Annotated in this window: 13 protein-coding genes; 10 read left to right on the forward strand and 3 right to left on the reverse strand. The window is 69.3% G+C overall.

Annotated features, from left to right (window positions below; genetic code table 11):
* Positions 1-278 precede the first annotated feature (278 nt).
* Positions 279-2,825, reverse strand: a complete 2,547-nt coding sequence (gene topA, locus MLJ35_RS01600) for a type I DNA topoisomerase (protein ID WP_243382475.1) — start codon at positions 2,823-2,825, stop codon at positions 279-281.
* A gap of 147 nt (positions 2,826-2,972) precedes the next feature.
* A complete protein-coding gene (locus tag MLJ35_RS01605; protein ID WP_243382477.1) occupies positions 2,973-3,830 on the reverse strand; it encodes a DNA-processing protein DprA in 858 nt (285 codons plus the stop codon).
* Positions 3,831-3,962: 132 nt separating this feature from the next.
* Between MLJ35_RS01605 and rpmB the strand changes: the two genes are divergently transcribed.
* The 10 genes from rpmB to MLJ35_RS01655 all read left to right on the forward strand — a co-directional run bounded on the left by rpmB (position 3,963) and on the right by MLJ35_RS01655 (position 11,048).
* On the forward strand, positions 3,963-4,154 hold the full coding sequence (rpmB, locus tag MLJ35_RS01610) for a 50S ribosomal protein L28 (RefSeq protein ID WP_243286606.1): 192 nt from the start codon (positions 3,963-3,965) through the stop codon (positions 4,152-4,154).
* A 108-nt stretch (positions 4,155-4,262) separates the two neighbouring features.
* Positions 4,263-4,961, forward strand: a complete 699-nt coding sequence (gene tsaB, locus MLJ35_RS01615) for a tRNA (adenosine(37)-N6)-threonylcarbamoyltransferase complex dimerization subunit type 1 TsaB (RefSeq protein WP_243382479.1) — start codon at positions 4,263-4,265, stop codon at positions 4,959-4,961.
* On the forward strand, positions 4,958-5,380 hold the full coding sequence (locus tag MLJ35_RS01620) for a GNAT family N-acetyltransferase (protein WP_243319969.1): 423 nt from the start codon (positions 4,958-4,960) through the stop codon (positions 5,378-5,380). Before tsaB ends, MLJ35_RS01620 begins: the two co-directional genes overlap by 4 nt.
* Positions 5,381-5,488: 108 nt before the next feature.
* Positions 5,489-5,995, forward strand: a complete 507-nt coding sequence (locus MLJ35_RS01625; protein WP_243382480.1) for a hypothetical protein — start codon at positions 5,489-5,491, stop codon at positions 5,993-5,995.
* Positions 5,996-6,113: 118 nt separating this feature from the next.
* On the forward strand, positions 6,114-6,626 hold the full coding sequence (locus MLJ35_RS01630; protein WP_243382482.1) for an RNA polymerase sigma factor: 513 nt from the start codon (positions 6,114-6,116) through the stop codon (positions 6,624-6,626).
* Positions 6,623-7,231, forward strand: coding sequence for a hypothetical protein (locus tag MLJ35_RS01635; protein ID WP_243382484.1), 609 nt, complete (start codon positions 6,623-6,625; stop codon positions 7,229-7,231). Before MLJ35_RS01630 ends, MLJ35_RS01635 begins: the two co-directional genes overlap by 4 nt.
* Positions 7,232-7,352: 121 nt before the next feature.
* Positions 7,353-7,832: an RrF2 family transcriptional regulator gene (locus MLJ35_RS01640; RefSeq protein ID WP_243382486.1), complete on the forward strand. Its 480-nt coding sequence runs from the start codon at positions 7,353-7,355 to the stop codon at positions 7,830-7,832.
* 37 nt (positions 7,833-7,869) lie between these two features.
* Positions 7,870-9,189, forward strand: a complete 1,320-nt coding sequence (locus tag MLJ35_RS01645; protein WP_243382488.1) for a cytochrome ubiquinol oxidase subunit I — start codon at positions 7,870-7,872, stop codon at positions 9,187-9,189.
* An 11-nt stretch (positions 9,190-9,200) separates the two neighbouring features.
* Positions 9,201-10,226, forward strand: a complete 1,026-nt coding sequence (gene cydB, locus MLJ35_RS01650) for a cytochrome d ubiquinol oxidase subunit II (RefSeq protein WP_243382490.1) — start codon at positions 9,201-9,203, stop codon at positions 10,224-10,226.
* Positions 10,227-10,436: 210 nt separating this feature from the next.
* Entirely contained in the window at positions 10,437-11,048 is a 612-nt protein-coding gene (locus MLJ35_RS01655) for an OmpW/AlkL family protein (protein WP_243382492.1), read from the forward strand.
* Positions 11,049-11,169: 121 nt separating this feature from the next.
* Here MLJ35_RS01655 and MLJ35_RS01660 read toward each other — a convergent pair whose 3' ends face one another.
* Complete coding sequence (locus MLJ35_RS01660) at positions 11,170-12,933, reverse strand: B12-binding domain-containing radical SAM protein (protein WP_243382493.1); 1,764 nt, start codon at positions 12,931-12,933, stop codon at positions 11,170-11,172.
* Positions 12,934-12,980 lie beyond the last annotated feature (47 nt).

The following is a 12,980-nucleotide window of genomic DNA, read 5'->3' on the forward strand; positions in this document are numbered from 1 at the left end:
TGCTGATCGATCGAAATGAACCACGTAGCGATAGGAAGATGGTACACCGCTGCAAGCGACATATCATGTCTATTTTGAGTCGACTTATAATTGTATGAATAACGCTATGCAGTATAAAGTTTTTGACTCCCACATACTAGGTTGTCACTGATCGGCTGCGATGAAATTAATGTGTTCTTTTGCCTTATCTGTGATGTAAGGGCTCCCTTCTTTTGCTTTAGGGAGCATGACGCGGCAAGGAGGCTTGGCTGATATCTCGAGGCCTCGGTCAAGGCGCGTCATCCCATCGGCTCTTCATGCCCGCACTTGGGGCAGAGCAGCACCTGGATGGGATCCTTGCCCCGGGGTTTCCGGGTCTTCTCGCCCATGGTGGGGTTCTTGCAGGCGGGGCAGGTGACGGGGACGGGCTTGTCCCAGGCGGTGAAGTCGCACTTGGGGTAGTTCACGCAGCCGTAGAAGACCTTGCCGAAGCGGGTCTTGCGGGGGCTGAGGCCGCCGCCGCACTTGGGGCAGGGGACGGCGAGGATCTCCTTCTTCACCGTCTTGCAGGTGGGGTAGTCGATGCAGCAGATGAACTCGCCGTAGCGGCCGTGGCGCTTCACGAAGTCCTTGCCGCAGTTGGGGCACTTCTCGCCGATGGGCTCGTCCGGCGGCACGGGGATGCCCTTGGGGTCGGCCTTCACGATGCCCTTGCACTTGGGGTAGTTGGGGCAGGCCCAGAAGGGGCCCCACTGGCCCTTGCGCAGGTTCATGGGCGTGGTGCCGCAGAGCGGGCACTCGGGCGCGTCCTCGGGCTCCTCCATCTTCTCGAGGTCCGCCGTGTAGTCGCACTTGTCCTTCTCGTTCTCGGCGCTGTAGTTGGTGCAGCCCACGAAGAGCCCGTTGCGGCCGATGCGCTTGAGCAGCACGCCCGGGTGCTTCTTCCGGTCGCCGCACTTGGGGCACTTCTCGCCCGTGGGCACGCCGGCCTTGAGGTTCTGCATGTCCGTGCCGGCGGCCTGGAGCGCCTTCTCGAAGGGGCCGTAGAAGTCGGTCATGGCCTTCTTGAAGGTGAGCTGGCCCTCCTCGATGCGGTCGAGGTTGCCCTCCATGCCCGAGGTGTACTTGCTGTCCAGCAGGCGCGGGAAGCCCTGGATGAGCAGCTCGGTGACCACCATGCCCAGCTCCGTGGGCTTGAAGCGGCCCTCGTGCTTCTTCACGTAGTCCCGGTCCTGGATGGTGCTGATGATGCTGGCGTAGGTGGAGGGCCGGCCGATGCCGTCCTCCTCCAGCTCCTTCACCAGCGTGGCTTCGTTGTAGCGCGCCGGGGGCTTGGTGAAGGACTGGTCGGCGTCGAGCTGCTCCAGCTTCAGAGCTTCGCCCAGCTTCAGGGCTGGAAGCTGCTCCTCGTCCTCGTCCTCCTCGCCCTCCCGGGTGCCATCCTTGGTGGCGTCGGCGATGGACTCGGCGTCGCTTTCCGTCTTGTCGGCGCGGTAGACCGCCAGCCAGCCGGGGAAGCGCTCGATCTCGCCCTTGGCTTCAAATAATGCCGTCTCCTTGCCGACTTCGGCCTCCGTCTGGACCACCGTCTCGTCGAAGCGCGCGGCCTCCATCTGCGAGGCCATGGTGCGCCGCCAGATGAGGGCGTAGAGGCGGAACTGGTCGGGCTCCAGGTGCCCGCGCAGGCTCTCGGGCGTGCGGGCCACGTCCGTGGGGCGGATGGCCTCGTGCGCGTCCTGCGCGCCGGACTTGCCCGTGTACACGCGGGCCTTGGCGGGCAGGTACTCCTTGCCGTACTTCTTGGCGATGAGCTCGCGGGTGGCCTCCACGGCCTCGGGGGCCATGCGTGGCGAGTCGGTGCGCATGTAGGTGATGAGGCCCACGGGGCCTTCGCCGAAGTCCACGCCTTCATAGAGCCGCTGGGCGTTCTGCATGGTGCGGCTGACGCTCATCTTCAGCTTCTGGGCCGACTCCTGCTGGAGCTTGGCGGTGGTGAAGGGGGCGGCGGGGTTCCGCTTCTTCTCCTTCGTCTCGAGGCTGGTGACCTGGTAGGCGGCCTTCTCCAGCTTGGCCTTCAGGTCCTTGGCCTGGGCGGCGTCCGCCACCCGGCGCTTGGTCTCCTTGTTGCCCAGCTGCAGGGCCTCGCCGCCCACCTTCACCAGCTTCATCCAGAAGCTGGGCGGCAGCTTGGCGGCGAACCTGCCCTTCAGCACCCAGTACTCGACGGGGTTGAAGGCCTGGATCTCCTTCTCGCGGTCCACGATGATGCGCACGGCCACGCTCTGGACGCGCCCGGCGCTGAGGCCGCGGCGCACCTTGTCCCAGAGCACCTGGCTCACCTTGTAGCCCACGAGCCGGTCCAGCACGCGGCGGGCCCGCTGGGCGTCCACCAGCTTCTTATTAATGGTGGTGGGCGCGGCCATGGCCTTCTGAATGCCCGCCGGGGTGATCTCGTTGAAGAGGACGCGGCTGACGGGCAGGCTCTTGGGCGGCTTGATGGCCTCCAGCAGGTGCCAGCTGATGGCCTCCCCCTCGCGGTCGGGGTCGGTGGCGAGCACCAGCTCGTCGGCGGTCTTGGCGGCGGCCCTCAGCTCCTTGACCACCTTTTCCTTGGCCGGGCTGATCTCGTATTCCTCCTGGAAGCCGTTCTCGATGTCGACCCCCAGCTTGCGCGGGAGGTCCCGGATGTGGCCCACGGAGGCCATGACCTTGTACCCCTTGCCGAGGTACTTGGTGATGGTCTTCGCCTTCGACGGGCTTTCGACGATCACGAGCTTCTGGCCCTGCTTCGCAGAACCAGAACTTGGCAGCGAACTCGAATCGTCGTGGTTCGGCTTTCTGGTCACGGCCCTTCTCCTTGGAGGCCAGGCCTCCCATTCACAGCACTTGGACACTCTCAAAACCAGGGGGCGCAGGGGCCCGCCCCGGGGCCGTCCGAAAATACTGTCCGCCCCGAACGGCCCCTAAGCATGGATCCGGGTCCTGCCGGTTTGTCAAGGGCGGGGGGGGAGGCCCAGGTCCTGCAACAGGCCCTCCGGGGATAGGCAAACCCGTGCAGCGCCTTCTCTTAGTAAAAAGTTCGGACCTTCGGCGGAAGGGTCCTCCGGAGACCCGGGGCACACCCAGAGGTCCTTGCCCAGGTCCAGGGCGAGGCGGGCGGTGACCATGGACCCGGACTGCCACCGGGCCTCCACCACCAGGACGCCCTCGGACCAGGCCGCCAGCAGCCAGTTCCGGCGGGGGAAGTGCCACTTCCGGGGCGGGGCCTCGGGCGGGAAGGGGGTGATGACGCCGCCCCCGGCGGCCACCATGCGGTCCATGAGGGGGGCGTGCTCCGGCGGGTAGGGATGGTCCAGGCCCGAGCCCAGGACGCCCCAGGTGCCTGCGCCGCCCGGGCCCGCGTCCAGCGCGCCCTGGTGCGCGGCCAGGTCGATGCCCCGGGCCAGGCCGGAGATCACCGCCACGCCCGCCTGGGCCAGGGCCTTGGCCCAGCTCCGGGCGCGGTCCCGACCGTGCCGGCTGGCCTGGCGGCTGCCCACGATGGCGAGGCTATGGCGTGCGCCCGGCACGGGCGGGGGCAGGTTCCCCCGCACCCACAGGGCCACGGGGTAGGGCAGGGGCGCCAGCAGGGCGTCGGCGCCCTCGTCGCCCGGCAGCAGCAGGCGGGCGCCGCGGTTGAGGGCCTCCTGGCGCCGCCGGGGCAGGCTGGCCTCCAGGCGGGCCAGGGCCGCGGCCTGGTCGGGCGCCATCGCGGGCTCCGCCCCCGCCTGGACCGCCGCCCAGGCTTCGGCCTTCTGGCGTTCGGGCCAGTCCAGAACCGTGAAGGCGAGGGCCCAGAGGGCGAGGTCCATGGGATTCCAGGTCGTGGAGGCTATCCTGGATGCGGCGGGGCGCGCGGCGCAAGCCCTTTCCCCTTGCATTTCCCAGACATCCGATTACACTGAGTCTCTTGGCTATTTCCCTTTCTGGCCCGTGAGGTTCCCATGTCCCGTCAGTGCGAAGTCTGTGGCAAGAAGCCCCAGTTCGGGAACAACGTCTCCCATTCCAACAACGTCACCAAGCGCCGCTGGAACCCGAACATCCAGCGCGTGCGCGCCCTGGTGGGCGGCGCCCCCAAGCGCCTGCGCGTCTGCACCTCCTGCATCCAGGCCGGCAAGGTCCTGAAGGCGGTCTAGGGCTTTTCTCCATACGCGAAGCGGCGGCCGGACGGCCGCCGCTTCGCGTATGGGCGCCGCGCGCCGGTTCGAGCGCTTGGGCACGGCGCGCCTGTCAGACTGGATTCCATGCTGCTCGCCCTCGACACCACCACGGAAATCCTGCACCTGGCGCTGATCCGGGGGGACCGCGCGTGGACGCGGCGGGTGGTCTCGGGCGTGGGACGGGGGCACAGCGAGCGCCTGATCCCCACCCTGGACGAGCTCATGGCCGAGGCCGGCGCCGCCCCGGGCGACCTCGCCGGCGTGGCCGCCTGCCTGGGGCCCGGGGGCTTCACCAGCCTGCGCATCGGCGTGGCCACGGCCGAGGGCTTCGGCCTCACGGGCCTGCCCACCTGGGGCTTCTCCGCCTTCGCGCTGCGGGCGGAAGCGCTGCGCCAGTCGGACTTGGCCGGCCCGGTGTGGATCCTCCTGGATGGCCAGCGGGGCGAAGCCTTCCACCAGCGCTGGGAGGAAGACGGCCCCACGGAACCCGCCGCCAAGCATCCCCTGGCGGACCTGCCCGGGCGCGTGGGCGAGGAGGCCTGGTGGGCGCCGGAGGCCTTCGCGCCCAAGGTGGCGGCCGTGCTGCCGGACCACCGCCTCGCGCTGGCCGACGAGGGCGCGGCCACGCTGGCGGGCCTGGTGGCGCTGGCGCGGCGGGTGGCCCAGGGCGCGCCGGAAGCGCCCCTCAAGCCCTTCTACCTGCGGGAGACCGACGCGGAGGTGAACTTCCCCCACGCCGCCGCCCACCTGCCGGAGGCCCTGCGGAAGGGCGTGGCGCGATGACCCGGCCCCACGCGGTCCATCGGCTGCTGGAGGGGGCCGCGCTGCCGCCCTGGGTGGTGGCCCTGGACCGCGAGGCCTTCGGGGAGCCCTGGGGCGACCTGGCCGGCCACGAGGCCCTGTGGACGGTGCCGGAGGTGGGCTTCGCCCTGTGGTCGCGGGCGCCCCGGGCGGGGGAGGCCGAGCTGGTGCGGATCGCGGTGGCCCCGGCGGCCCGGGGCCGCGGCCTGGGCCGGGCCCTGCTGCTGGCCAGCCAGCGGGAGCTGGCGGCGGACGGGATGGACCGGCTGTACCTGGAGGTGCGCCCCTCGAACGAGGCCGCCGTGCGGCTCTACGAGGCCTGCGGCTGGTCGCCCTGCGGCCGGCGCCCCCGCTACTACGCCGATGGCGAGGACGCGCTGCTGTACCAGCGCCTGGGCTGAGCCGGGCCACCGGAAGCGCAGACCGGCGGAATGAGAGGGAACAAAGCGTCCCCTCGTGCATCCCTTCCTGTGAGCCGCCGAATCCGCCGGACTCACCTGGGAGAAGTCATGAAGATCACTCCAACCCCACTCGCCCTGCTGGCGCTTGCCGCGTTCGCCCCCGCCTTCGCCGGGGGCGCAGGCTCCATGCACTCGATGCATTCGATGCATTCGATGCACGCCGATGCCCCCTCGGCCTGCCAGATGGCCTCCTGCACCATGAAGATGGATATGGCGCACATGGACATGTCGCACATGGATATGGCGCACATGCGAATGGCGAAGGCCGCCCACGACGCGCCCGCCCCGGAGGCGACCGGCTCCTGGTACCTGCCGACCTGGGAGGAGGCGAAGGCCGCGACGAACGGCATGATGGCCTGCGATGAGGTGCAGAGCCCCGCGGCCCCGGCCGTGACGGCCCCCACCGCCTGGTACCTGCCCACCTGGGAGGATGCCGCCGCCACGGCGGCGAATCCCATGGACTGCTGCGAGACAGCCTGCCCCATGAACCAGGCCAGCCACGCCCAGCCCGCTCCGTCCGAGAAACCCGCCGAGTCCTGGTACTTGCCGTCCTGATCCGTCCTGTGGTCTGGTGGAGTGGCCCACCGCGCCCCGGTCCCGGCCGGTTCGTCCGGATGCCGCACGGGGTGGTCGCCACGGGCGGGCGCGTCGAGGACGGCATGCGGGACATCCCTTGGACCTGACATCTGAATCCCTCGTGGAGGCGCATCTGGATGCGGTGTATGCCTACGCCCGGGCGAAGCTCCGCCAGGAGGACCTCGCCCGGGAGCTCGTCCAGCGGACCTTTCTCAAGGCCTTCGAGAAGCTGGGCCAGCTGCGGGACGCCCTGGCGGCCCGCGGCTGGCTGCTGTCCATCCTCCGCCACGAGATCGCCATGGAGTTCAGGGCCAGCGCCCGGTTCGAAGTCTGGGACGACGAGGCCTTCGAGAACCTGCCGGGCCCCGAGGTGGACGAGGCGGTGGATCCGTCGCTGCTGGCGGCGCTGCCCGGCGCCCTCGACCGGCTTCCCGAGGCGGCCCGGTCCATCCTGCTCCTGCGCTTCCAGCAGGAGCTCTCCTACGAGCAGATCGGTGGCCTCCTGGACCTTCCCCTGGGCACCGTCCAGAGCCGGATCCACCGGGCCAAGGCGGCCCTGAAGGCCGCCATGGCAGAGGAAGGGCGCCCCGTGAAAGGAGGTGCGGTATGACCCGGAACATGACCTCGACCCCTGGGTTCGACCAGCAGCTCAAGGACACCCTGCGCCCCGGCGCCGCCCCCGACGATCTTCGGCGCAGCCTGCTGCTCGGGGCCGGAACGCGGCGTTCGCGCTGGACCTGGCCGGCCCTGGGGATCGCCGCCCTGCTGATGGTCCTCCTGGGCGGGGGAACCTGGGGGTGGATGGCCCTCGGGCGCGGCCAGGAAGGCTCGCGGCTCGCCCGGGCTTCGATCCAGCAGTACATGGAGGGCCCGCGCATGGAGTTCACCGCGGGGGCCTCCGGCCCGGATTCCGGGGAGCAGGGCCGGCGATGGTCCGCGCAGGCCGCCGGATTCTCCGCCGCACTGCCGAAGTGCCTGGCCGGGCAGGCCATGAAGGGGGGCTGCGTGTGCGACATGGAGGCCTGCCGCGCCGTCTGCTACTACCTCCAGGACGGCCGGGCCATCTACGTCTTCGACCGCACCCTCCGGGGCCTGCCCTTCGATTCGGACCAGCCCCGCCGGATCGCTTCCGAGGGGCACCGGGCCCAGGCCTGGAACGAGAACGGCCGGGCCTATGTCCTCGTCGAGCCGCCGGGATGGGGCGGGCAGAGCTGAGCGGGCCGGCTCCGGCGTGCTGAGAAGGGGACTCAGTCATCCGCAAAATTGTTGACCCATGGGTATTGACCAATGTGACTCGTTCGGTAATGTTAGTGAAATAGTCACATTCCGGGGCCCCATGATCGGCATCTCCAGACAGACGGACTACGCGGCGAGGCTGGTGCTGCACCTGGCCACGCTCGAGCCCGGCACGCGCGTCTCCATCGGCGAGATCGCCCAGCTCCGCCTCCTGCCGGAGGCCTTCGTGCGCCGCCTCTCGGCCAGCCTCGTGAAGGCGGGCATCCTCCGCACGGCCCGGGGCACGGGGGGCGGCATCAGCCTGGCGCGGCCCGCCGCGGAGATCTCGCTGCTCGATGTCATCGAGGCGGTGGAGGGCGGCATCGTCCTCAACCAGTGCCTCGACGGCAAGCACATCTGCCCCCTGTCGAAGGGCTGCCCCGTGCAGGGCGCCTGGGCGGCCGCCACGCAGGCCCTGCGGGACCACCTGGCGGGCGTGCGCTTCGACGCCCTGGCCCACGATTCCGAGGCGCACCTCAGCGCCCACCTCTCCCGCCACGCCGCCGTCCGGACGGCGGCGTCGGCCTGTACCGTCTCCTAGCGCACTCACCCATACCCCCCCCTGAAAGGAGGACACCTTGGATGTCCTAGCCCTGTCGCGCCTGCAATTCGCGGTCGCCACCTACTTCCACTTCCTGTTCGTGCCCCTGACGCTGGGCCTCTCGATGCTCGTCGCCCTCATGGAGACGCAGTACGTGCGCACCGGCGACGAGGACTACAAGCGCATGGCGAAGTTCTGGGGGAAGCTCTTCCTCATCAACTTCGCCGTGGGCGTGGTGACGGGCCTGACGCTGGAGTTCCAGTTCGGCACGAACTGGTCGCGCTACTCCGCCTACGTGGGCGACATCTTCGGCTCGCTGCTGGCCATCGAGGCCACGGCGGCCTTCTTCCTGGAGTCCACCTTCATCGCCGTGTGGCACTTCGGCTGGGAGAAGCTCTCGAAGAAGGCCCACGTCACCGCCATCTGGCTGGTGGCCATCGCCTCGAACCTCTCGGCCTTCTGGATCCTGGTGGCCAACGCCTGGATGCAGCACCCCACGGGCTTCGTGCTGCGGAACGGCCGCGCCGAGCTGGCGGACTTCGTCGCCGTCATCACCCAGCGCTTCGCCATCCTGGAGTTCATCCACACCCTGGGCGGCGCCTACCTCACGGCGGGCTTCTTCGTGCTGGGCATCTCCGCCTGGCACCTGATCCGCAAGCATGAGACGGCCTTCTTCCAGAAGTCCTTCCGCCTGGCGGCGGCCTGGACGCTGATCTTCGCGCTGTTCGAGATCGCCCAGGGCCACATGAACGCCGAGATCCTCAGCACCGCCCAGCCCACCAAGCTGGCGGCCATGGAGGCCCACTGGGAGACGGGCCGCAATGTGCCCATGCACCTGCTGGCCTGGCCCGACGCGAAGGGCGAGCGCAACGCCATGCAGTCGCTCTCCGTCCCCAGCGGCCTCAGCCTGCTGGCCACCTACTCCACCGGCGGCGAGGTGAAGGGCCTGAAGGACTACCCCGCGTCGGAGCGCCCGCCCGTGCTGCCCGTGTTCCTCAGCTTCCGCGCCATGGTGGGCCTGGGCGTGCTGTTCCTGGCGCTGGGCCTCTGGGCCTTCCTCAAGCGCCACCACATCGAGGAGCAGCCGCGCTTCCTGAAGGTGCTGCCCTGGCTCATCCCGCTGCCCTACCTGGCCAACGAGCTGGGCTGGACCATCGCGGAGCTGGGCCGCCAGCCGTGGATCGTCTACGGCCTGATGAAGACCTCCGACGCCGTGTCGCCCCTGGCCACCTCGCAGGTGGGCACCTCGCTCGCGGCCTTCTTCCTCGTCTACGCGCTGCTGGGCGCCGTGGACTTCTACCTGCTGTTCACGTTCGCCCGCAAGGGCCCTGACGCCGCCGCCGCGGCCGCGAAGTGAGGGAGGCGACCATGCTGGAATCCATCTGGTTCGTGATCTGGGGCGTGGCCTGGGCCGTCTACTTCATGCTCGACGGCTTCGACCTGGGCCTGGGCACGCTGTTCCCCTTCCTGGCGAATGACGAAACCGACAAGCGCATCCTCGTGAACGCCATGGGGCCCTTCTGGGACGGCAACGAGGTGTGGCTCATCACGGCGGGCGGCGTGACCTTCGCGGCCTTCCCGCGGGCCTACGCCATCATGTTCTCCGGCCTCTACACGCCGCTGATGCTGCTGCTCTTCGCGCTCATCCTGCGGGGCGTGGCCTTCGAGTTCCGGGGCAAGGTGGACAGCGCCCGCTGGCGCGCCACGTGGGACGCCTGCCTGGTGGCGGGCTCCTTCCTGCCCGCGCTGCTGCTGGGCGTGGCCTTCGCCAACATCTTCCAGGGCCTGCCCCTGGACGCCGCGGGGATCTTCCACGGCAACCTGCTCACGCTGCTGAACCCCTACGGCCTGCTGGGCGGCGCGCTGTTCGTGCTGATCTTCGCCGTGCATGGCGCCCTGTGGCTGACCACCCGCACCGAGGGCGACCTGCAGGCGCGGGCCGGCCGCATGGCCACCACCCTGTGGCTGATGGAAGCCGTCGTGGCCGTGGCCTTCCTCGTCCAGACCTGGTTCAGCACGCGGCTCTGGCAGAACGTGCTGGCGAAGCCCGTCCTCCTCGTCCTTCCCCTGCTGGCCGTGGCGGGCCTGCTGCTGACGCGGGTCTTCGCAGGGAAGGGCGCCTGGTGGAAGGCCTGGTTCGCCTCGTCGGCCCTCATCCTGGGCGCCGTGCTCTTCGGCGTGGCGGGCCTCTTCCCGGCCCTGCTGCCCTCCAGCCTCGATCCCGTGGCCTCGGTGACGGCCTTCAACGCCGCCTCCAGCCCGCTGACGCTGAAGATCATGCTGGGCGTGGTGCTCTGCTTCCTGCCCGTGGTCATCGGCTACCAGCTGTGGGTGTACCTGACGTTCCGGGATGCGGTGACCGCCGAGAGCATCCGCAAGGGACCTGCGTATTGAGGCTGTCCGGGGGTTTCGGGCTGCGCGCACACCCCCGGGCCCCCGCGCCCCATCGCGGCGGATCCGCGATTGGGCTTGCTCTCCAACACCACCGTCGTACCTCGTTCTGACCTGATCCCTCGCGTGTGAACCGGCTCCCCGTCCCATGGCGGGGCGGGGGGCCTTTGTGTCCCATGCCCCGCTTCCGGGGCGATGCCAAGGAGATGTCCCATGAAGTCCCTCATCCTGCCGGTGGCTCTGGCCGCCGGGTTGCTGAGCTCTGCCCCGCTCCAGGCCCAGGAAGGGCCATGGATGGTGCGCCTGCGCGCCGTCTCGCTCCAGCCCGCCGACAAGTCCGACGCGGCCTCCGGACTCCCCGCCGACGCCATCCACGTCAGCTCGAAGACCATCCCGGAAGTGGACATCAGCTACTTCTTCACGAAGAACCTCGCCGCGGAGCTGGTGCTCACCGTGCCCCAGGAGCACGACGTCACCCTGTCGGGCGCGAAGATCGGCACCTTCAAGGAGCTGCCGCCCACCCTCACGGCCCAGTGGCACTTCCTCCCGGGCCAGACGGTGGATCCCTACGTGGGCCTGGGCCTGAACCTCACCTTGATCTCCGATGTGAAGCTGGCGGGCGGCGCCTTGGACCTGGACAAGACCAGCGTCGGCCTCGCCGCCCAGGTGGGCGTGGACGTCAAGGTCGCGAAGCAGTGCTTCATCAACCTGGATGCGAAGGTCGCGCAGATCCGCAGCGACGTGAAGACCGCCGCCGGCGCCAAGGTCACCACGGTGAAGGTGGATCCGTTCCTCTTCGGGGTGGGTGTCGGCTATCGGTTTTAATGTTGTCCGGGGGTTCTCCCTGCCATGCATGCATGGCAGGGATCCATCGGCGTGCTGCGCGCATCCCCCCGGGCCCCCGCGCCCGAGGACGTAGGCTACACCCTGAGTCCTTGGAATCAGCTCAGGAGATGGGGATCGGCGCCTCGCCTGCGATGCGGGCGAGGCGCTCGTCCAGGCCGGCGCGGAAGGCGGTCACGGCGTCGTCGGCGTAGGCGCGGAAGTCCTGGGGAAGGCGCCGGTACCGGGCCTGCATCTGGGCGAGCACCCGGTCGCGGGCGGATCTGAGCTCGGCCAAATGCTGGGGTAGGCGCTGGGGCACGTCCTGCGCGCGGGCGGCCTGGAGGCGCGCCTCGAAGGTCCGCGCCAGCTCCTGCAGGCTGGCCTTGAACCGCTCGAGCTCCAGGAGGCTGCGGGTGATCTTGAAGTAGTGGTGGCCCTTGACGGCCAGGGTGACGGTCTCGGGCACCATGAGGGGCCGCGCGAAGAAGCCCTTCACCAGGAAGCGCCAGTAGGCCCATCCGTAGCGCGAGAAGGTCTGGACGAGAAGGGACCGGACGAAGGCCCGGAGCTCCATGGCGTGCAGCTTCCGCCGCGTGGCGCGATGGGGTTTCAGGGTCTTCAGGAGCCGCAGGCAGCGGTCGAAGTAGCGGTCCGGCTGGTAGAGCTCGGCCAGGAGGCGCTTGTAGCCGTCGACGAGCTTGCGGGGCTCCATCTTCGGGAGGAAGTTGAGGCGCAGGTCGTGGGTGTTGTTGCCGCCGCCGGAATCGCCCGTGAGGCGCCCCTCCGCCGCCAGACGCCGGTGGAGGCGGGTACGGGGCAGGGCCGTGAGCAGGCCCACCATGGCCGTGGGGATGGCGGCCTCCTGGATGAAGCGGGCCTGGCGCTCGAAGATGTCGCCGCGGTCGCTGTCGAAGCCCACGATGAAGCCGCCACAGACCTCCATGCCCTTGCGCTGGATCGTCCGGACGCTGGCGAGCAGGTCGGCCCGGAGGTTCTGCTGCTTGCCGGCGGCCTTCAGGGCGCAGAGGTCGGGCGTCTCGATGCCCAGGAACACCATGTTGAAGCCGGCCTGGACCATCTGGTCCATGAGGGGTTCGTCGCTGGCCAGGTCCAGGCTGGCCTCGGTGAAGAAGGCGAAGGGGTGGTGGTGCGCGCGCTGCCAGGGGATCAGCTCGGCGAGCAGGGCCTTCACCTCCCGGCGGTTCCCGATGAAGTTGTCGTCCACCAGGAAGAGGGGACCGCGCCAGCCTTCTCGATGCAGGAGCTCCAGCTCGTGGAGGAACTGGGCCGGCGTCTTGGTGCGGGGACGGCGGCCGAAGAGCTCGATGATGTCGCAGAACTCGCAATCGAACGGGCAGCCGCGGGAGAACTGCAGGGCCATCTCGGCGTAGTCCTTCCGCCGCACCAGGTCGAAGCGAGGCGCGGGGCTGCGCGTGAGGTCGGGCTTCTCCGCGCTGGCGTAGAGGGGCTTGGCTTCCCCCTTGGCGTAGTCCTGGAGGAACTGCGGCAGCGTGACTTCCGCCTCGTTCAGCACGAAGTGGGCCACGCCTTCGATCTGGTCATGGCAGCTGGTGGGGTAGGGCCCGCCCGCCACCACCGGCTTGCCCAGCGCGTTGCAGCGGCGGACGACCCGCGCCATGGATTCCTTCTGCACGATCATGGCGGAGATGAAGACGAGGTCTGCCGCGGCGAGGGCGGCATCCGTCAGCGGCGTCACGTTCAGGTCCACCAGGGAGACCTCGGTGCCCTCCGGCAGCAGGGCCGCCACCGTGAGCAGGCCCAGGGGCGGGAAGACCGCCTTCTTGCCGATGAAGGGCAGGGCGTAGCGCATGCTCCAGTAGGTGGGCGGCATTTCCGGATAGACCAGCAGGACTCTGAGTCCCAATCCCGCCCCCTTCCTGGTTCTGAAACCAGGACAAGGGTCGGCCCTTC

Source organism: Geothrix alkalitolerans (assembly GCF_022808885.1).
GTDB lineage: Bacteria > Acidobacteriota > Holophagae > Holophagales > Holophagaceae > Geothrix > Geothrix alkalitolerans.

Coding starts and splice junctions, on each gene's coding strand:
- MLJ35_RS01605 (WP_243382477.1), bottom strand. CDS start 3,830: ATGGACCTCGCCCTCTGGGCCCTCGCCTTCACGGTTCTGGACTGGCCC.
- rpmB (WP_243286606.1), top strand. CDS start 3,963: ATGTCCCGTCAGTGCGAAGTCTGTGGCAAGAAGCCCCAGTTCGGGAAC.
- tsaB (WP_243382479.1), top strand. CDS start 4,263: ATGCTGCTCGCCCTCGACACCACCACGGAAATCCTGCACCTGGCGCTG.
- MLJ35_RS01620 (WP_243319969.1), top strand. CDS start 4,958: ATGACCCGGCCCCACGCGGTCCATCGGCTGCTGGAGGGGGCCGCGCTG.
- MLJ35_RS01625 (WP_243382480.1), top strand. CDS start 5,489: ATGAAGATCACTCCAACCCCACTCGCCCTGCTGGCGCTTGCCGCGTTC.
- MLJ35_RS01635 (WP_243382484.1), top strand. CDS start 6,623: ATGACCCGGAACATGACCTCGACCCCTGGGTTCGACCAGCAGCTCAAG.
- MLJ35_RS01640 (WP_243382486.1), top strand. CDS start 7,353: ATGATCGGCATCTCCAGACAGACGGACTACGCGGCGAGGCTGGTGCTG.
- cydB (WP_243382490.1), top strand. CDS start 9,201: ATGCTGGAATCCATCTGGTTCGTGATCTGGGGCGTGGCCTGGGCCGTC.
- MLJ35_RS01655 (WP_243382492.1), top strand. CDS start 10,437: ATGAAGTCCCTCATCCTGCCGGTGGCTCTGGCCGCCGGGTTGCTGAGC.